General features: G+C 36.9%; 20 protein-coding genes and 4 tRNA genes. All 24 read left to right on the plus strand.

Translation table 11 applies throughout. The features are described from left to right. Positions 1-37 precede the first annotated feature (37 nt). Positions 38-949 (plus strand): mechanosensitive ion channel family protein, encoded by a 912-nt coding sequence (locus tag AC1UFB_RS08055; protein WP_025907882.1) that lies wholly within the window; start codon positions 38-40, stop codon positions 947-949. Next, positions 946-1,143 (plus strand): DUF951 domain-containing protein, encoded by a 198-nt coding sequence (locus AC1UFB_RS08060; protein WP_025907883.1) that lies wholly within the window; start codon positions 946-948, stop codon positions 1,141-1,143. Before AC1UFB_RS08055 ends, AC1UFB_RS08060 begins: the two co-directional genes overlap by 4 nt. A 138-nt stretch (positions 1,144-1,281) precedes the next feature. After that, positions 1,282-2,382: a redox-regulated ATPase YchF gene (gene ychF / locus AC1UFB_RS08065; RefSeq protein WP_062686781.1), complete on the plus strand. Its 1,101-nt coding sequence runs from the start codon at positions 1,282-1,284 to the stop codon at positions 2,380-2,382. Positions 2,383-2,540: 158 nt separating this feature from the next. After that, entirely contained in the window at positions 2,541-2,828 is a 288-nt protein-coding gene (gene rpsF, locus AC1UFB_RS08070) for a 30S ribosomal protein S6 (RefSeq protein WP_062686780.1), read from the plus strand. Between the two features lie 44 nt (positions 2,829-2,872). After that, complete coding sequence (ssb, locus tag AC1UFB_RS08075) at positions 2,873-3,373, plus strand: single-stranded DNA-binding protein (RefSeq protein ID WP_025907886.1); 501 nt, start codon at positions 2,873-2,875, stop codon at positions 3,371-3,373. 61 nt (positions 3,374-3,434) lie between these two features. Continuing rightward, a complete protein-coding gene (gene rpsR, locus AC1UFB_RS08080; protein ID WP_013059913.1) occupies positions 3,435-3,674 on the plus strand; it encodes a 30S ribosomal protein S18 in 240 nt (79 codons plus the stop codon). A gap of 135 nt (positions 3,675-3,809) precedes the next feature. After that, positions 3,810-4,757 (plus strand): YybS family protein, encoded by a 948-nt coding sequence (locus AC1UFB_RS08085; protein WP_482588948.1) that lies wholly within the window; start codon positions 3,810-3,812, stop codon positions 4,755-4,757. A 38-nt stretch (positions 4,758-4,795) separates the two neighbouring features. After that, positions 4,796-6,769, plus strand: coding sequence for a DHH family phosphoesterase (locus tag AC1UFB_RS08090; RefSeq protein WP_061785681.1), 1,974 nt, complete (start codon positions 4,796-4,798; stop codon positions 6,767-6,769). Then, positions 6,766-7,215 (plus strand): 50S ribosomal protein L9, encoded by a 450-nt coding sequence (gene rplI, locus AC1UFB_RS08095; RefSeq protein ID WP_025907889.1) that lies wholly within the window; start codon positions 6,766-6,768, stop codon positions 7,213-7,215. The genes AC1UFB_RS08090 and rplI overlap by 4 nt, the downstream gene beginning before the upstream one ends. A gap of 121 nt (positions 7,216-7,336) precedes the next feature. Beyond that, complete coding sequence (dnaB, locus tag AC1UFB_RS08100; RefSeq protein WP_025907890.1) at positions 7,337-8,701, plus strand: replicative DNA helicase; 1,365 nt, start codon at positions 7,337-7,339, stop codon at positions 8,699-8,701. Positions 8,702-8,887: 186 nt separating this feature from the next. Beyond that, complete coding sequence (locus AC1UFB_RS08105; protein ID WP_025907891.1) at positions 8,888-10,174, plus strand: adenylosuccinate synthase; 1,287 nt, start codon at positions 8,888-8,890, stop codon at positions 10,172-10,174. 91 nt (positions 10,175-10,265) lie between these two features. Next, complete coding sequence (locus tag AC1UFB_RS08110) at positions 10,266-10,490, plus strand: hypothetical protein (RefSeq protein ID WP_482588951.1); 225 nt, start codon at positions 10,266-10,268, stop codon at positions 10,488-10,490. Between the two features lie 12 nt (positions 10,491-10,502). Next, positions 10,503-10,575 (plus strand) — tRNA-Lys (locus AC1UFB_RS08115). A 17-nt stretch (positions 10,576-10,592) separates the two neighbouring features. After that, a tRNA-Glu gene (locus AC1UFB_RS08120) sits at positions 10,593-10,664 on the plus strand. Positions 10,665-10,689: 25 nt separating this feature from the next. Next, positions 10,690-10,765 (plus strand) — tRNA-Asp (locus AC1UFB_RS08125). Between the two features lie 9 nt (positions 10,766-10,774). Next, positions 10,775-10,847, plus strand: a tRNA-Phe gene (locus AC1UFB_RS08130). 192 nt (positions 10,848-11,039) lie between these two features. Next, on the plus strand, positions 11,040-11,747 hold the full coding sequence (yycF, locus tag AC1UFB_RS08135) for a response regulator YycF (protein WP_025907892.1): 708 nt from the start codon (positions 11,040-11,042) through the stop codon (positions 11,745-11,747). Positions 11,748-11,756: 9 nt separating this feature from the next. After that, positions 11,757-13,652: a cell wall metabolism sensor histidine kinase WalK gene (walK, locus tag AC1UFB_RS08140; RefSeq protein WP_100346527.1), complete on the plus strand. Its 1,896-nt coding sequence runs from the start codon at positions 11,757-11,759 to the stop codon at positions 13,650-13,652. Beyond that, positions 13,643-15,007: a YycH family regulatory protein gene (locus tag AC1UFB_RS08145; RefSeq protein WP_482588954.1), complete on the plus strand. Its 1,365-nt coding sequence runs from the start codon at positions 13,643-13,645 to the stop codon at positions 15,005-15,007. Before walK ends, AC1UFB_RS08145 begins: the two co-directional genes overlap by 10 nt. Next, positions 14,994-15,773 (plus strand): two-component system regulatory protein YycI, encoded by a 780-nt coding sequence (locus AC1UFB_RS08150; RefSeq protein WP_062686777.1) that lies wholly within the window; start codon positions 14,994-14,996, stop codon positions 15,771-15,773. The genes AC1UFB_RS08145 and AC1UFB_RS08150 overlap by 14 nt, the downstream gene beginning before the upstream one ends. An 18-nt stretch (positions 15,774-15,791) precedes the next feature. After that, positions 15,792-16,586: an MBL fold metallo-hydrolase gene (locus AC1UFB_RS08155; protein WP_025907896.1), complete on the plus strand. Its 795-nt coding sequence runs from the start codon at positions 15,792-15,794 to the stop codon at positions 16,584-16,586. Between the two features lie 127 nt (positions 16,587-16,713). Next, a complete protein-coding gene (locus AC1UFB_RS08160; RefSeq protein WP_328100629.1) occupies positions 16,714-17,928 on the plus strand; it encodes a S1C family serine protease in 1,215 nt (404 codons plus the stop codon). A gap of 77 nt (positions 17,929-18,005) precedes the next feature. Further along, a complete protein-coding gene (locus tag AC1UFB_RS08165; protein WP_328100630.1) occupies positions 18,006-18,164 on the plus strand; it encodes a CxxH/CxxC protein in 159 nt (52 codons plus the stop codon). Between the two features lie 73 nt (positions 18,165-18,237). Further along, positions 18,238-18,717, plus strand: coding sequence for a 23S rRNA (pseudouridine(1915)-N(3))-methyltransferase RlmH (rlmH, locus tag AC1UFB_RS08170; protein WP_025907898.1), 480 nt, complete (start codon positions 18,238-18,240; stop codon positions 18,715-18,717). Positions 18,718-18,903 lie beyond the last annotated feature (186 nt).

Raw genomic sequence — 18,903 nt, forward strand, 5'->3', positions numbered from 1 at the left:
AAATATTATGACAATCATGAGAATGGGAGCTTGCAACATGGAATCAATTCAAGCTTTTTTTAAAACAGCTTTTCAAACGTTCTTTAAAGAAGAAACGTGGGCTAACATAGGTATAGGTTTTATTAAAGTAGTACTCATTATTATTGTTTCAATGCTGTTAATTCGATTTGGGAAAATGTTTTTAAACAAAATGATAGAGGTTCGGACAAAGAGCCCACTGCGTATTTCAGAACGAAGAGAAGCAACGCTAGTACGTTTAATTCAAAATGTATTTACGTATGCGGTGTACTTTATTGCGCTTGTCATGATTTTAGAAACGATGACAATCGAGGTAAAAGGACTATTAGCAGGAGCTGGAATCGTTGGTTTAGCAGTAGGATTTGGTGCTCAAAATCTAGTAAAGGATGTTATTACAGGCTTCTTTATTATATTTGAAGATCAGTTCTCTGTAGGAGATTATGTACGAATCGGTACATTTGAAGGCACCGTCGAAGAAATTGGTTTGCGGACAACTAAAATTAAAAGTTGGACAGGAGAAATTAATATCTTGCCTAATGGAAGTATTATAGAAGTGACAAACTTTTCGCTGCATAATAGTATCGCATTTGTGGATGTTAGTATCTCATATGAGGAAGATATTCAAAAAGCAGAAAAAATTATTCTGGAGTTATTAGAAGAATTACCTGGGAAATATGAAGATATGGTAAAAACACCAGAATTACTAGGAGTTCAAACAATGCAAGCAAATGAAGTTGTTATGCGTATTACGAGTGAAGTGAAGCCGATGAGACATTTTCACATTTCACGTATGATTCGTAAAGAAGTAAGAATGAGATTAAACGAATATGGTATTGAAGTTCCTTTTGCGAAGATGATTATGTATAATCGTGGTGAAGATCAAAAAAGTGTATTAAATCATCGAGAAAATCAAGGAGGTCACAGTAATTGAATCAAAAAGAATTTGGTTTAAATGACATTGTAGAAATGAAAAAGCCCCACCCTTGTGGAGAAAATAGATGGAAAATAATTCGAATGGGAATGGATGTTCGAATTAAATGCGAAGGTTGTGGTCATAGTGTCATGATTCCTCGTAAGGATTTTGCTCGAAAAATGAAAAAGATTTTAGTAAAGCATGAAGAATAACTGAAAAAGTAGTTCATATAAATGAAGGATTAGGACACGCTTTTCCAGTCAATAAAGCTTGTGTTTTCAAATGTGAATTACTATAATTGTGAAAGGTTAACTGGTTTTCGGTTATATAAAAGAGGAGTGAATAATCATATGGCTTTAACAGCTGGAATTGTTGGTCTTCCGAACGTTGGGAAATCAACTTTATTTAATGCAATTACACAAGCGGGAGCAGAATCTGCTAACTACCCTTTCTGTACAATTGATCCGAACGTTGGGATTGTAGAAGTTCCTGACGAGCGTTTAGATAAACTTACTGAGCTTGTAAAACCTAAAAAGACAGTTCCAACAACATTTGAATTTACAGATATTGCTGGAATTGTAAAAGGTGCGAGTAAAGGCGAAGGATTAGGAAATAAATTTTTATCTCACATTCGTGAAGTAGATGCGATTTGTCACGTAGTACGTTGTTTTGAAGACGAGAATATTACTCATGTTTCAGGGAAAGTAGATCCTATTTCAGATATTGAGACAATTAATTTAGAGTTAATTCTAGCTGATTTAGAAACGGTGGACAAGCGAATTGGTCGCGTTCAAAAGATGGCAAAGCAAAAAGATAAAGAAGCGATGTATGAGTATGAAATCTTAGAAAAGTTAAAAGAAGCTTTTGAAGCTGGACAACCTGCTCGCTCTGTTTCATTTACTGATGAGCAATTAAAGCTTGCTAAGCAGCTACACCTTTTAACAATTAAACCAATTCTGTATGTAGCGAACGTATCAGAAGATGAGGTAGCGGATGCATCATCAAATCAATATGTAGCGAAAGTACGTGAATACGCGAAAGAAGAAGGCGCAGAAGTAATTGTAGTTTGTGCTCGTATTGAATCTGAAATTGTTGAGCTTGAAGGTGAAGAAAAGGAAATGTTCCTTGAAGAGCTTGGAATTGAGCAATCAGGTTTAGACCAATTAATTCGTGCCACTTATGATTTATTAGGCCTTGCAACATACTTCACAGCTGGTGAGCAAGAAGTACGCGCATGGACATTCAAAACAGGCATGAAGGCACCTGAATGTGCTGGTATCATTCATACAGACTTTGAGCGTGGGTTCATCCGTGCTGAAACGGTATCTTATGAAGATTTACTAGCAGCTGGAACAATGGGAGCTGCACGTGAAGCGGGAAAAGTTCGTCTTGAAGGAAAAGAATACATCGTTAAAGATGGCGATGTTATGCACTTTAGATTTAACGTATAAAAAAGTACGGCTCTAGGCCGTGCTTTTTTTCTTTTGAATGAAACTCTTTTAATATCATTGCGTTTCGAAAGTTCACATGATATAATTTTAAATTGTGAGTAATATAATTATTGCTCCTTGCCCGTTTAGGGCCGTTAGACCAAAAGGAGGTGACAGTGATGAGAAAGTATGAAGTAATGTACATCATCCGTCCAAACATTGATGACGAAGCAAAAAAAGCATTAGTTGAACGCTTTAACAGTGTTTTAACTGACAATGGTGCAGAAGTTGCAAACGTTAAAGAATGGGGTAAACGTCGTTTAGCTTATGAAATCAACGATTTCCGCGATGGTTACTACATGATTCTTGACGTGGCAGCGACTTCAGAAGCAGTTTCTGAGTTTGATCGTCTTGCTAAGATCAACGAAGACATTATCCGTCATATCGTTGTTAAACAAGAAGCTTAATTTTTCGTTTAAATAAATAGTTTTTTCCTTAAGGAGTGGTTCTGATGATGAATCGCGTAATTCTCGTAGGACGCTTGACGAAAGATCCTGAATTACGTTATACCCCCAATGGAGCTGCAGTTGCAACATTCACGCTAGCAGTAAACCGCGCATTTACAAATCAACAGGGTGAACGTGAGGCGGACTTTATTAACTGTGTCGTATGGCGTCGTCCTGCTGAAAATGTAGCAAACTTTTTGAAAAAAGGTAGTTTAGCTGGTGTTGATGGACGTTTGCAATCTCGTAGTTATGAAGGACAAGACGGTCGTCGAGTTTATGTAACAGAGGTTGTGGCAGAAAGTGTGCAATTCTTAGAACCAAAAAGTGGTGGCGGGGATATGCAACGCAATAACTTTGCTAACACTGGTGGATCTGGACAAGGCTCTCCATTTGGAGATAATCAGAACCGTAACTCAGGTAATCAAGGTTATACTCGCGTTGATAATGATCCATTTGCAAATAATGGTGAAACAATCGACATCTCTGATGATGACTTACCATTCTAAAAAGTGATAAGTGCGAAGTATACAATCGGATAGAGTTTAAAAGGGAAGGAGGCGTATTTCAATGGCAGGTGGACGTAAAGGTGGACGTAACAGACGTCGTAAAGTTTGTTTCTTCACAGCAAACGGCATCACTCACATCGACTACAAAGATGTAGATATGCTTAAAAAATTCGTTTCAGAGCGTGGTAAAATTTTACCTCGTCGTGTAACTGGAACAAGCGCTAAGTACCAACGTAAATTAACGATCGCTATCAAACGCGCTCGTCAAATGGCATTATTACCATATGTTTCAGGTGAATAATGAATATAAAAAGAGACAGTGAGGACTTCCTTGCTGTCTCTTTTTACATCTAAATAGATAAACTGGTGAAATAGTTGCTTCTCTTGTATTGAATCGATACAATAAGTAATAGTTTATACAATACGAGGTGAAGTTGTGAAAGGGATTCGTTATATTACCGAAGGAGCAGCACTTTTAGCCCTTTTTGTAGCGCTGTTGTTGTTTCTCCTATACATACCGGTTATTGGTGGGTTTTTAACTCTTGCTCTTGCTGTACCGTTTATTGTTTATACAGTTAGACATGGTGTAAAAAGATCTATTCTGTTTTTTGTTGTATCTTTATTGTTAACATTATTATTTGGGACAGTTGTAACATTAACAGCAACAATGGTTTTTGGTATAAGCGGTATTGTAATTGGCTACTTGTATCAACGGAAAAAAGCGCGATACAGCGTGTTGTTAGGTGGAACCATTGCTTTTAGCCTTGCATTTTTGCTAATGTTTGTGCTATCAAGTTTGCTTATGAATGTTAACTTAATTAGTGAAATGAACAATGCGTTGAATCATTCAATTGATCAAAGCGTTGATATGATGAAAAGTTTAGGACAAACCGTTACAGATGAACAGGTTCAACAGTTGGAACAAACCATTACAACTTTTAAATATTTACTTCCGCTGTTTATTGTCATGTTGGGGGTTGTTTGTGCCTTCTTTTCTCAGTTAATCGCTGCATCTGTATTAAAGCGTTTGAAGCATGATATTGAATCATTTCCACCATTTCGTGAACTGCAATTACCTAAAAGTGTAATTTGGTACTATTTAATTGTATTAATTTTATCATTTCCTTCATTTAATTTTGAAGAGGGATCATTTATGTTTATCGCCATCTTAAATTTAGCGATGGCCTTGCAAATGTTAGTCATGTTACAAGGATTTTCTTTTATCTTTTACTTTTCATATCAAAAAGGTTATTCGAAAGCAATTCCAGTGGTTGTAACAATTTTGGCATTTATTCTGCCGATTCTCCTTCAATTTGTACGTATCTTAGGTATAATTGATTTAGGATTTAATTTACGCAAGCGTATCGGGAATGTCGATAAATAAAAGTTAATGTGGAACTTAAAGATTAGGAGCTGAAACAGATGCCTGTCTTTACAAAGAAAAATATCATTCGTTATCCATTTTATTTACTGTACAGTATTGCTCTTATTTTAGTAGGAGTAGTGACATATCATAATTGGATGATTGGGGTAGGGGGATTTGTTCTTTTACTTATCACCTTGCTGCTATTTATTAAAATGGAGCGAATGTTAGTAGACGAGCTTGAAAAATATATCTCAATGATTTCTCACCGAGTAAAAAAGGTGGGAGAAGAGGCATTGATGGAGATGCCTATTGGGATTATGTTGTTTAATGATGAATATCAAATTCAATGGACTAACCCTTTCTTAGCTTCTTGTTTCGGTGAGGATTCATTAGTAGGACGTTCTTTATATGATGTAGCCGAAAGTGTTGTTCCGTTAATTAAACAAGAAGTTGAGACAGAAGTAGTCACTTTGCATGAAAGAAAATTTAAAGTAATTATCAAAAGAGAAGAACGTCTACTTTACTTTTTCGATGTTACAGAGCAGATTGAAATCGAAAAATTGTATGCTGATGAGAGAACCAGCATTGGTATTATTTTCTTAGATAACTATGATGAGCTTACACAAGGAATGGATGACCAAGTGAAAAGTAACTTGAATAGCCAAGTTACTTCTCTGCTTAATCATTGGGCTCAAGAATATGGTATCTTTATCAAGCGTACATCTTCTGAGAAGTTTATTGCAATCATGAATGAGCAAACGTTACTTCATCTTGAACGCAGTAAGTTTTCAATTTTAGATCAAGTGCGTGAAGAAACATCCAAACATAATATACCGCTTACACTAAGCGTGGGAATCGGCACCGGAACCTCTCCATTACCTGAATTAGGTGCATTAGCCCAATCCAGCCTTGATTTAGCATTAGGACGTGGTGGGGATCAGGTAGCGATTAAGCAACCAAATGGTAAAGTTAAGTTTTATGGTGGTAAAACAAATCCAATGGAAAAGCGTACGAGAGTACGTGCACGCGTCATTTCTCATGCCTTAAAAGAGCTTATCACGGAAAGTGGTCAGGTTATTATTATGGGTCATAAATATCCAGATATGGATGCGATAGGCGCTGCGATTGGTATTTTAAAAGTAGCACAAGTAAATCAAAAAGATGGATTTATCGTTTTAGATCCTCAACATATTGACACTGGTGTAAAGAGGCTTCTAGAAGAGATTAAGAAAAATCCGGATCTTTGGGAACGATTCATTACCCCTGATGAGGCGCTTAATCTGGTGAGTGACGATACGCTACTTGTCGTCGTCGATACTCATAAGCCTTCGCTTGTAATTGAAGAACGATTATTAAATCGGGTTGAAAACGTTGTTGTCATTGATCACCACAGACGAGGTGAGGACTTTATTGAAGATCCCTTACTCGTATATATGGAACCATATGCTTCCTCTACTGCAGAGCTAGTGACAGAGCTGTTAGAATATCAGCCTAAGCGTTTTAAAATCGATATGCTAGAAGCAACTGCTTTATTGGCAGGGATTATTGTAGATACGAAAAGTTTTACGCTTAGAACCGGTTCTCGAACGTTTGATGCTGCGTCCTTTTTAAGGTCTCAAGGGGCTGACACAGTCCTTGTTCAAAAATTCCTTAAAGAAGACATTAATCAATATGTGCAAAGAGCTCGTTTTATCGAGCATGCGGAAATTTATAAAGCAGGGATTGCTATCTCAAGAGCAGATGAAGCTGAAACATATGATCAAGTGTTGATTGCACAAGCTGCTGATACGTTATTATCGATTAGCGGAGTTGTCGCTTCATTTGTTATTTCAAAAAGAAGAGATCAGCTTGTTGGAATCAGTGCTCGCTCGCTAGGTGATATCAACGTTCAGGTAATTATGGAAAGCTTGCAAGGCGGCGGTCATTTAACGAATGCAGCTACTCAGTTACAAAACATGACGTTAGATCAAGCAGAAGAGCTACTAAAACAAGCAATTGATGAATACTTGGATGGAGGGAAAAAATCATGAAAGTAATTTTCTTAAAAGATGTAAAAGGAAAAGGTAAAAAAGGAGAGGTTAAAAACGTAGCCGATGGTTATGCACATAACTTCTTATTGAAAAATGGATATGCTGTTGAAGCAACAGGTGGTAATGTAAAAGTATTAGATGCTCAAAAGAAAAAAGAGCAAAAAGAAGCTGCTCAAGAGCTAGAAAATTGTAAAGAGCTAAAGAACACGCTCGAATCTTTGACAGTAGAATTAAAAGCTAAATCAGGTGAAGGCGGCCGTTTATTTGGTTCTATTACAAGCAAGCAAATTGCAGAAGAGCTAAAGAAAAAGCATAATATCAAAATTGATAAGCGTAAAATTGAGCTAGACGATGCAATTCGTGCGCTTGGCTATACAAATGTACCTGTGAAATTACACCCAGAAGTAACGGCTACAGTTAAAGTTCATGTAACAGAACAAAACTAATGGTAAGCGAGATTAGTCTATAAATAGTAGGGTTAAAATAAGAATAAATCAAACGTTGGCGCGAAGAATTTCGCGCCAACATTTGCGATAATCGAAAAAACGATAGAGGGGCATAGAAACTATGAATGATCTTTTTGCTGATCGTCTACCGCCTCAAAATATCGAAGCTGAGCAGGCGGTATTAGGGGCAATTTTCCTAGAGCCATCTTCTTTAACATTAGCGTCTGAATTATTAATTCCAGAAGACTTTTATCGAGCAGCTCACCAAAAGATTTTTACGTGTATGCTAAAACTTTCAGATCAAGGTGAACCAGTTGACTTAGTTACGGTTACATCAGATTTAGCAAATCAAAAAATCTTAGAAGAAATAGGCGGAGTGGCGTATCTAAGTGATTTAGCTAATTCCGTACCAACAGCTGCTAATATTGAATATTATGCGAAAATTGTAGAGGAAAAATCTATTCTTCGCAGGCTTATTCGAACGGCTACTGATATTGCTTCAGAAGGTTATGCGAGAGAAGATGAAGTCGAAGTCTTATTAAATGAAGCGGAAAAAAATATTTTAGAAGTAGCACAGCGTAAAAATACGGGCGTGTTTCAAAATATTAAAGATGTTTTGGTGCAAACTTATGACAACATCGAAGTTCTTCACAATCGTAAAGGTGATATTACAGGCATTCCAACAGGATTTACGGATTTAGATCATATGACTGCTGGATTCCAGCGAAATGACCTAATTATTGTTGCTGCACGTCCATCAGTAGGTAAAACAGCGTTTGCATTGAATATCGCACAAAACGTAGCAACCAAGACAGATGAAAATGTAGCGATTTTCAGTTTGGAGATGGGAGCGGAGCAGCTTGTCATGAGGATGCTTTGTGCTGAAGGTAATATTGATGCACAAAGGCTAAGAACAGGATCCTTAACATCAGAGGATTGGGGAAAGCTAACCATGGCGATGGGTTCTTTATCTAATGCTGGTATTTATATAGATGATACGCCAGGTGTACGCGTAGGAGAAATCCGTTCAAAATGTAGACGTCTGAAGCAAGAAGGCGGTCTAGGAATGATTTTAATTGATTATCTACAGTTAATTCAAGGGAACGGTCGAAGCGGCGAGAATCGTCAACAAGAAGTATCAGAGATCTCTCGCTCGTTAAAAGCATTAGCACGTGAACTTCAGGTTCCTGTTATTGCATTATCTCAGCTTTCCCGTGGGGTTGAGCAACGTCAAGATAAAAGGCCAATGATGTCCGATATTCGTGAATCAGGGAGTATCGAACAAGATGCCGATATTGTAGCCTTTTTATATCGTGAAGACTACTATGAGAAAGATACTGAAAATCAGAACATCATTGAAATCATTATTGCTAAGCAGCGTAACGGTCCAGTTGGAACGGTTCAGTTAGCTTTTGTGAAGGAATATAATAAGTTCGTAAACTTAGAAAGACGCTTTGATGATTCGGGTGTACCACCAGGTGCATAAACCTCTCAATCCGAGAGGTTTTTTTGTTTATATTAGTATATGTTCGGTAAAAAGCAGTATATTATCTTTGATTTAGATTGAATAGTTCGGATTTACATTGACTTTACTATAATAAATTGATACACTTATTTACGGTTAAATTATGTCGTAGTAGGCTGTTGCTTACTAAGCGGAGGTGCTTAAGATATGTCTTCAGTTGTTGTAGTAGGAACACAATGGGGAGATGAAGGAAAAGGGAAGATTACAGACTTCCTATCAGAAAATGCAGAAGTAATTGCACGTTACCAAGGTGGAAACAATGCTGGTCATACGATTAAGTTTAATGGTGAAACGTACAAATTACATTTAATTCCTTCAGGGATTTTTTACGATGATAAAATTTGTGTAATTGGAAATGGTATGGTTGTAGATCCAAAAGCACTTGTTCAAGAATTAAAATATTTACACGATCGTAATGTAACAACAGATAACTTACGTATTAGTAACCGTGCGCATGTTATTTTACCTTACCACTTAAAATTAGATGAGGTAGAAGAAGAGCGTAAAGGTGATAATAAAATTGGAACAACAAAAAAAGGAATTGGTCCAGCATATATGGATAAAGCTGCACGTGTAGGTATCCGTATTGCAGATTTATTAGACCGTGAAGTGTTTGAAGCAAAATTAACACAAAACTTAGCTGAAAAAAATCGTCTTCTTGAAAGAATGTATGAAGTAGAAGGCTTTAAATTAGAAGATATCTTAGATGAATACTACGAATATGGTCAGCAGATAGCAAAATATGTTGTTGATACATCCGTTGTATTAAATGATGCTCTAGACGAAGGTCGTCGCGTATTATTTGAAGGTGCACAAGGTGTTATGTTAGATATCGATCAAGGAACATATCCGTTTGTAACATCTTCTAACCCTGTTGCTGGTGGTGTAACAATCGGTTCAGGTGTAGGGCCTTCAAAAATCAAGCACGTAGTAGGTGTTTCAAAAGCATACACAACTCGTGTTGGTGACGGTCCATTCCCAACAGAACTAACAAACGAAATTGGTGATCAAATTCGTGAAGTAGGTCGTGAATACGGAACAACAACGGGTCGTCCACGTCGCGTTGGTTGGTTTGACAGCGTAGTTGTTCGTCACGCACGTCGCGTAAGTGGTATTACAGATTTATCATTAAACTCAATCGATGTTTTAACAGGAATTGAAAAATTGAAAATCTGTGTAGCATATCGCTATGAAGGTAAAATTGTTGAGGAATTCCCAGCTAGCTTAAACGTTTTAGCTAAATGTGAGCCTGTTTATGAAGAGCTTCCAGGTTGGACGGAAGATATTACAGGTGTGAAATCTTTAGATGAATTACCTGAGAACGCACGTCATTACTTAGAGCGTGTTTCACAATTAACTGGTATTCCATTATCTATTTTCTCAGTGGGACCAGATCGCAAACAAACAAACGTATTACGCGGAGTTTATAGCTAATACTTTTAAAAAAGAGGCTGGGACATAAGTAATTCAGCCAATGATAAACCTGAACGATTGAGAGTTTCTCACTTTTAATCGTTCAGGTTTTTTGGTTGATTGTCCTCCCCGCGGAAAGCGAGTGGCCGTAGCGCAATGGAACGAACGTGTTCAGACAAACCAAAAAGATTGGAACAGCTATTGTTCGTCTCTTAGAAACAATCATTTTGTTATGTCCCAAACTCTTTTTATATTGAATTCAGTTTTTAAAAATATTCTTCTGAAAAAACTATTGCATTCAGTGTTTAAATCATGTTATTATATTACATGTCGCTGATATTCATAGTATGAGCCATTAGCTCAGTTGGTAGAGCATCTGACTTTTAATCAGAGGGTCGAAGGTTCGAGTCCTTCATGGCTCACTTTTGTTACTTACTATGGCCCGTTGGTCAAGCGGTTAAGACACCGCCCTTTCACGGCGGTAACACGGGTTCGATTCCCGTACGGGTCATTTTTATTACATATTATAAGCTGAGGGTCCCGTGGTGTAGCGGTTAACATGCCTGCCTGTCACGCAGGAGATCGCGGGTTCGATTCCCGTCGGGACCGCCATTTGATAATGGCTCGGTAGCTCAGTTGGTAGAGCAAAGGACTGAAAATCCTTGTGTCGGCGGTTCGATTCCGTCCCGAGCCATAAAAAGCATGACTTTTAAAAGTCATGCTTTTTTGTTTGTATATGGTTGAAAATTAATGAGGTTATTGTATAGTAGAGGATGAATTTGTGACGATTACTATGTTATGAAGTATAATACAATTAGTGTATTCAAACATTATGAATACTTACTTTCCTATTTTTGTTCGAAATGATAAAAGGAGAACGATGATCATGGATAAACGTATTTTAGTAGTAGATGACGAAAAACCAATTGCAGATATTTTGAAATTTAATCTGCAAAAAGAAGGTTACGAAGTGTTTTGTGCTTATGATGGTGTAGAAGCACTTGAAAAAGTTGAAGAAGTACAACCAGAAATGATTCTGTTAGATATTATGCTGCCACAAAAGGACGGCATGGAAGTCTGTCGAGAAGTTCGAAAAAAGTATGATATGCCAATTATTATGCTGACAGCTAAAGACTCTGAAATCGATAAAGTGCTTGGTCTTGAGTTAGGTGCAGATGATTATGTAACAAAGCCTTTCAGTACGAGAGAGCTATTGGCGCGAGTAAAAGCGAATTTAAGAAGACATCAACAGATTTCAAATAGTGTTGAAGAAGAAGAGAGTAATGAGATAACAATCGGTGCACTTGTCATTCATCCAGATGCTTATATTGTTTCAAAGCGTGGAGAAACAATTGAATTAACACATCGTGAGTTTGAATTGCTGCATTACTTGGCGAAACATATTGGACAAGTCATGACGCGGGAGCATTTGTTACAGACAGTATGGGGATATGACTACTTTGGTGATGTTCGAACAGTTGACGTTACGGTTCGAAGATTGCGTGAGAAAATTGAAGATAACCCAAGCCATCCAATGTGGATTGTAACAAGACGTGGGGTAGGTTATTATTTGCGTAGTCCAGAACAGGAGTAACGCTATATTATGAAGAAAGTCCGGTTTTTTCAGTCCATTCATTTGAAGTTTGTGCTAATTTATGTATTGCTTATTTTAATTGCAATGCAAATTATTGGTGTCTACTTTGTACGTCAGTTAGAAAAAGAACTTGTTAATAACTTTACAAACTCATTAACGGAACGTGTAGGTCTACTTGCTTATAATATTGAACAAGAGCTAGAAAAAACACGTAATGATACTTCCTCTACGTTAGAAGAAGATTTAGAAGTAGTATTGAGAGATTTTGCTTCTATGCAGGGAATTTCCTCTAAAGACATATTAGAGGTACGCGTTATCGATCCGAATCGACGTATTATAGGGACATCAAACCCAAACCCTGAACAAATAGTAGGGAAAAAAATAAATGACTTAGCCGTTACGAATGCCCTTTTAGCAGGAACATCTTCTAATAAAGTATATCGTAAAAGCGGTGACAGAATTAGAGTATTGACGGTTCCTATTCGTCTGCAGGATGATGTGGGAGGAAATGCTTCTACAAATCCAAATAATCGAGAAAGCTTACAGTCAGAACAAGAGATACTAGGTGCTGTTTATTTAATTGCGACGATGGAACCGGTCTATGAGCAAATGAGGAAAATTAATAGTATCTTTGCTTCTGGTACGGTTATATCGTTAGTTATTACTGCCCTTTTAGGTGTTTTTCTGGCTCAGACGATTACGCGACCAATGTCTGAAATGCGTAAGCAGGCATTAGAAATGGCTAAAGGAAACTTTTCAAGAAAAGCAAAGGTCTATGGTTATGACGAGATAGGGCAACTTGCTTTAACGTTTAACAATTTGACAAGAAAGCTTCAAGAGGCACAAGCTACTACTGAGGGAGAGCGACGTAAGCTCAGCTCCGTACTTGCTCATATGACAGATGGCGTTATTGCTACTGACCGAAAAGGTAGAGTAATCTTAATTAATGACCCAGCTGCGTCAATGTTAAACGTTTCACGTGAAACAGTATTGTCAGAGCCAATTGTGACGCTTTTAGGTTTAGATGAAACACATACATTCGAAAGCCTATTGGCTAATCAAGATTCACTTATTCTTGATTTTAGTACGAAAACAGAGCCGTTTATTTTACGAGCAACTGTTTCAGCTATTCAAAAGGAAACGGGTTTTATCAACGGAATCATTATCGTCTTGCACGACATTACAGAGCAGGAGAAAATTGATCAGGATCGCCGAGAGTTTGTAGCAAACGTCTCTCATGAGCTTAGAACACCATTGACAACAATGCGAAGCTATTTGGACGCTTTAGCAGAAGGCGCATGGCAGGATAAAGAGATAGCACCAAGTTTTTTACATGTTACCCAAACAGAAACAGAGCGTATGATTCGATTAGTCAATGACTTGTTACAACTATCTAAGTTAGATAGCGAAGACTATCGCTTTAGTCGAGACCCGGTTAACTTTGTAAAGTTTTATCATTACATCATTGATCGCTTTGAAATGACTATTGAACAAGGAATTACGTTTGTTAGAGAGCTTCCAGATGAAGCCATCTATGTAGCAGTTGATCAAGATAAAATTACACAAGTATTAGACAATATTATTTCAAATGCAATTAAGTATTCACCAGAAGGTGGAACAATTACATTTTCTATTGAACAACACACGCATGAAATTGTGGTAAGTATTAAAGACCAAGGTATGGGAATACCAAAATCAAATCTGTCCAAAATCTTTGAACGCTTTTATCGTGTGGATAAAGCAAGAACTCGCAAACTAGGAGGGACGGGTTTAGGTTTGGCTATTGCAAAAGAAATTATTGAAGCTCACGATGGTCGAATATGGGCAGAAAGTAAAGAAGGGGTTGGGACATCTATTTACTTCACACTTCCAATTGAAAGTGAGAATGATGAAGAATGGGAATGAGATATGAAAATATAAAAACCGTTGTGCTAGTTATTTTGGTGGTTTTAAGCTTATTCCTCACTTGGAATTTATGGTCCTATCAATCCCCTTCTGATTTAAATACTGAAACCCAAAACCTTCAAGAAGCTGAGGTAGGTGGAAAGAGTGAACTAGAGGATTATATACGTCCTACAAAGGTACTCTATCACCAAAGTGGTAGTCACTATTTATCACATGAAGAAAAGAGAATAGACTCATGGTTACAAGAAATGAGAACGTGGAAATTAGGGGATATTACAGACGTTTCGAGTGCTATTGAGCCTAGTGGCTTTTTAAATTATGTCCATGATAATAACTCTGTGGAAATTGTATATACAGACCTAATACCAGTTGAAACCTTTCAGCAAATGTTTAGCTTTACGACGGATAAATTGCCAAGGGTAGATTTTGATCGTGTAGTCATAAAGATAAAAAAGACCCCTAATTTATCTGTAAATATGTATTTGGTGAACTATAGCCAACAAAAAGTGTATGCGGTGAAAATTAGTAATGTAGTCAAGAACGATGTGCAGAAATTAGCGGATGCAGGAACATCAGCAGAGCGTTGTCTGGTTTATAAAAAGAATGAGAATCGCTATATCTTCATACCAGCTCAGACTTCTCACATGCATAAACTGTATGCATATGAAGCACCTTTAGATATTCGTAAGTTTCAAAATGCGCTGTTTACAAATCCAAGTTATGCTCGTACAGAAAGCTTAGCATATAGAGAATTATATACAGAAGGAACCAAAGTTATTAATGTAAATACCAGGACAAACGTCATGGAGTATGTAAACTTGGTGAATTCGAATACGGAATCAAATGATGACGCAAATTTATTAAATCGTAGCTTTAGCTTTGTTAATGATCATGCCGGATGGACAGAGCCAGATTACCGTTTTGATAGTTGGAATCGTGTAACAAAAGAGATTACATACCGGTATTATCATGATAATCACCCTGTATACAGCAATCAGGGCATGACAGAAATCTATCAAAGATGGGGCAATGCTGAGGTCTTAAATTATCGTCGACCTTTATATCGATTTGTTCAAGTATCCTTACCTGAAATGAAAGTACAGTTACAGTCTCCTCAAGAAGTAATTGAAATGATTGAGAAGCATCAGGATTTTGATCCTTCTCTGTTAAATGATATATCAATTGGATATCAGCTTGAGGAAGGTATTGGGGATAATCAGCAGCAAGATACGGATAAAACAGAGTATGATTCAAACTCGGTTACATTGGTTCCTTCTTGGTTTTACTACTATAATAATAAGTGGTACCGAGTTACGTTACCTGATGAAGGAGGCGTAAACGGTGGATTGGAATAAAACGAAATCGATTTTTATCGTAACGTTTCTGGTTTTAGATCTGTTTTTAATTTATCAATTCATGAAAAAGCATGATCAAGACCAGTATTCGTTATTTGTTGAATCAAGCATTGAAGATCAATTAGCAGCAGAAGGAATAATGTATACGGAGCTACCTAAGAGTGAAAAAAAAGCATCTTCATTAAATGCAAACAGTAAAAGGTTTAGTGAGAATGACTTGAAGAAGCTTAAAAAACAAAAAGCAAAATTAATTGATGAAAAAACAATTGAAAGTACGTTAGATAAACCAATTCCTGTTCCAGCAAAGAATAAAACATCAAAGTTAAATCAGTTCTTACAAGACTATGTTCTTTCCGGAAATGCATATACGCTGTGGAAAATTAACGAAGATAAAAATACGATTACATTTTACCAACAGTATAAAAATAAAGTTATTTATGATAACGAAAATGGCATTGTCATTGCTCATTTGAATGATAAGAATGAAATTACTTCTTACGAGCAGACGTTTATGGAAAATATCGAGCCTTTAGATGATGAACAAGAGGTTCTTGCCCCAATTAAAGTCCTTGAAAATCTGTATTTGAAAGAAGAATTAACCGAAAAAAGCACGGTAACAAAAGTAGAGTTAGGTTATTATACCTTCGATTTACCTCTGCCAAGCTCCCAGGTTCTTGCGCCTACTTGGCACGTTGTCGTAGATGAAGATGTTGACTATTTTGTAAATGCTTTTGAAGGACAAATCATCCAAAAAAGCTTGAAATAGTATATTGGAGTGAGAAAAATGAGTTTGCATTTTAGCGTGCTAGCTAGCGGTAGTACTGGAAATGCGATTTTTGTAAGTGATGGAGACCAATCGCTATTAGTCGATGCAGGCTTAAGTGGTAAGAAAATGGAGTCACTTTTTCAAGAAATCGATCGAGATATTCACAACTTATCAGGAATATTGGTAACCCATGAACATAGTGATCATATTAAAGGGTTAGGCGTACTAGCTCGTAAATATAAATTGCCTATCTATGCAAATGCAAAAACATGGAGAGCTATGGATGGGTTAATTGGACAAGTATCAACTGACCAACAGTTTCATTTTGAAATTGGTGAAAATAAAACATTTGGAAGTATCGATGTTGAATCGTTTGGTGTATCTCATGATGCTGCTGAGCCAATGTTTTATGTTTTTCATCAAGGAGATAAAAAACTTACGTTAATTACGGATACAGGCTATGTCAGTGATCGCATGAAAGGCATTATTAAAAATAGTCAGGCTTTTGTTTTTGAAAGCAATCATGATGTTGAGATGCTTCGTATGGGAAGGTATCCTTGGAGCGTTAAGCGTCGTATTTTAAGTGATGTAGGACATGTTTCAAATGAGGATGCAGCACTGGCAATGGCGGACGTTATTGGTGATCAAACAGAGAGAATTTATCTAGCTCATTTAAGTCTAGATAACAATATGAAAGAAATTGCGCGAATGTCTGTTTCACAAGTTTTAGCTGAAAAAGATATTGATGTGAAAGAACAGATAAAACTTTATGATACAGACCCTAATAGACCAACATCGATTATTTATGTATAGTCTACATAAACAAAACAAAAAATAACTTTATTTAGATGGTTAGAAAGAAGCAGAAGTGTCTAAAAAAGTAATAGTTCATCTGTTTTGGTACTTATAATCATAATAAATGAAAAGGTCGGTGATGTATATGGAACATTATGATGAGAATCGGGAACCATCTCCTTCACGTCAAAAGCCAAGAAGACGTGGGGGCTGGTTTCTGTCGTCATTAATAGGAGCAATTATTGGAGGAATAGTGGTTGTCACTGCACTTCCATTTTTATCGAATTTAAATTTACTTCCAAACCCTCCAGCAGAAGAAAATCAAGGCTCTATTCAAAATGGTGAAGATATCGTTCAAAAGACGGTTTCTGTCGATGTAAACACAGATATTACGAAAGCTGTTAATCAAGTTAATGAAGCAGTTGTTGGAGTGGTAAATATTCAGCAAGGAGAAAGCTTTTGGAACGAAAGCGGGCAAGACGCTGGCACCGGTTCTGGTGTCATCTATAAAAAGCAGGGAAATAAAGCCTTTATCATTACCAATCATCATGTAATTCAAGGTGCTCAGCAAATTGAAGTCAGCTTATATGACGGCTCTAGAGTACCCGCGCGCGCACTAGGAAGCGATGAGTTAATGGATTTGGCTGTTATTGAAATTGATGCTGAACATGTAACAAAGATCGCCAGCTATGGGGATTCAGATAAGCTGAAAGTCGGAGAGCCCGTTATTGCTATTGGGAATCCTCTTGGACTACAGTTCTCTGGTTCTGTAACACAAGGGGTTGTCTCAGGTGTAAACCGTGTCATTCCACAGGACCTAAATAATGATGGAAGTCCGGATTGGCAAGCAGAAGTTATTCAAACAGATGCAGCAATTAACCCTGGAAATAGCGGTGGTGCCTTGATTAATATTGACGGCAGGCTGATTGGAATTAACTCGATGAAGATTGCTCAGCAGGAAGTTGAAGGGATTGGTTTGGCCATTCCAATCAATATGGCAAGACCTGTTGTGGATGATTTAGAAAATTATGGAGAAGTAAGAAGACCTTATTTAGGTGTTGATGCATTATCATTAAGTGAAATATCGGGCTACCACCTAAAAGAAACGTTAAAGCTCCCAAAAGATGTTGTGAATGGTGTGGCCGTATTAAATGTTGCCGCTGGCTCACCAGCTGATAAAGCAGGCTTAAAAGAATATGACGTTATCGTCGCTTTGGATGGAGAAGATATTAAAGACTTAGTAGGGTTACGTAAGCACTTATATATTGACAAAGAAATAGGTGACAGCATGGAAGTGACTTTTTACAGGCAAGGTAAAAAGCAAACAGTAACGGTTAAGCTATCACGAGAGTCATTATAAACAAAAAAGTTATCCACAGAGGAACTTTCTCTGTGGTCTTTTTACTGATACTTATAAAAAAGAAAGGAGATTGCAATTTGAAAATTTATTGTTGCTTAGAGCATACAGAATTAGCGTTAGATATAGCCGTAGATGAGATTGAGTTAGCACCGGTTTTTAAAGAAATTGATGAAAATGAACGCAACCATACATGTGAATACTGCGAAAACCTAGCGTTATACACAGTGGAAAACTAAAAAAACACAGATTGTGTATATATCTTGTGGATATGTGGATAAAATCTGTGGATAATTTACAAGGGAGATTATTTTGAATATTTCAATTGTATCAATCGGAAAATTAAAAGAGAAATACTTAAAGCAAGGTATTGATGAATACTTAAAACGATTAGCTCCGTATGCCAAAATTGAGATTATTGAACTTTCGGACGAAAAAGCACCTGAAAACTTAAGTGATTCGGAAATGGTTCAGGTGAAGCAAAAAGAGGGAGAGCGGATATTAAGTAAGATTGGTCAAGATGTACACGTCATTGCTTTAGCCATTAATGGTAAGCAGCGCTCATCTGAAGAGCTTGCAAAAGATTTAGACTCACTTGCTACATACGGAAAAAGCAAGGTAGCCTTTGTTATCGGAGGATCACTTGGACTCAGCGATGAAGTGATGAAAAGAGCAAACGCTACGCTCTCTTTTTCAAAGATGACGTTTCCGCATCAGCTTATGCGTTTGGTATTAGTTGAACAGATTTACCGTGCGTTTCGGATTAATCGTGGTGAACCGTATCATAAGTAAAGAAATGTTTTTATAAGCTGTATAATATGAATAACACCACTAGTGTCGCATTAAAATAATTCAGCGCTTTATAAAAATCTAAATTTTCAGTAATTTTATCTTTGCATAAAAAAAGCCTTTATCCTGAATTATTCATAGCTAACTAAAATCATTTCGTTTTTCAACTTTTGATCACGATGGTTTAAA

The organism is Priestia sp. KCTC 13724 (assembly GCF_056820425.1).

Bases quoted from the DNA above. Each gene is read 5' to 3' on its own strand.
- AC1UFB_RS08145 (WP_482588954.1), top strand. From the start codon at position 13,643: ATGGGAATGAGATATGAAAATATAAAAACCGTTGTGCTAGTTATTTTG.
- walK (WP_100346527.1), top strand. From the start codon at position 11,757: ATGAAGAAAGTCCGGTTTTTTCAGTCCATTCATTTGAAGTTTGTGCTA.
- AC1UFB_RS08155 (WP_025907896.1), top strand. From the start codon at position 15,792: ATGAGTTTGCATTTTAGCGTGCTAGCTAGCGGTAGTACTGGAAATGCG.
- AC1UFB_RS08160 (WP_328100629.1), top strand. From the start codon at position 16,714: ATGGAACATTATGATGAGAATCGGGAACCATCTCCTTCACGTCAAAAG.
- rplI (WP_025907889.1), top strand. From the start codon at position 6,766: ATGAAAGTAATTTTCTTAAAAGATGTAAAAGGAAAAGGTAAAAAAGGA.
- AC1UFB_RS08105 (WP_025907891.1), top strand. From the start codon at position 8,888: ATGTCTTCAGTTGTTGTAGTAGGAACACAATGGGGAGATGAAGGAAAA.
- rpsF (WP_062686780.1), top strand. From the start codon at position 2,541: ATGAGAAAGTATGAAGTAATGTACATCATCCGTCCAAACATTGATGAC.
- ychF (WP_062686781.1), top strand. From the start codon at position 1,282: ATGGCTTTAACAGCTGGAATTGTTGGTCTTCCGAACGTTGGGAAATCA.
- ssb (WP_025907886.1), top strand. From the start codon at position 2,873: ATGATGAATCGCGTAATTCTCGTAGGACGCTTGACGAAAGATCCTGAA.
- AC1UFB_RS08055 (WP_025907882.1), top strand. From the start codon at position 38: ATGGAATCAATTCAAGCTTTTTTTAAAACAGCTTTTCAAACGTTCTTT.
- AC1UFB_RS08090 (WP_061785681.1), top strand. From the start codon at position 4,796: ATGCCTGTCTTTACAAAGAAAAATATCATTCGTTATCCATTTTATTTA.
- yycF (WP_025907892.1), top strand. From the start codon at position 11,040: ATGGATAAACGTATTTTAGTAGTAGATGACGAAAAACCAATTGCAGAT.
- rpsR (WP_013059913.1), top strand. From the start codon at position 3,435: ATGGCAGGTGGACGTAAAGGTGGACGTAACAGACGTCGTAAAGTTTGT.
- dnaB (WP_025907890.1), top strand. From the start codon at position 7,337: ATGAATGATCTTTTTGCTGATCGTCTACCGCCTCAAAATATCGAAGCT.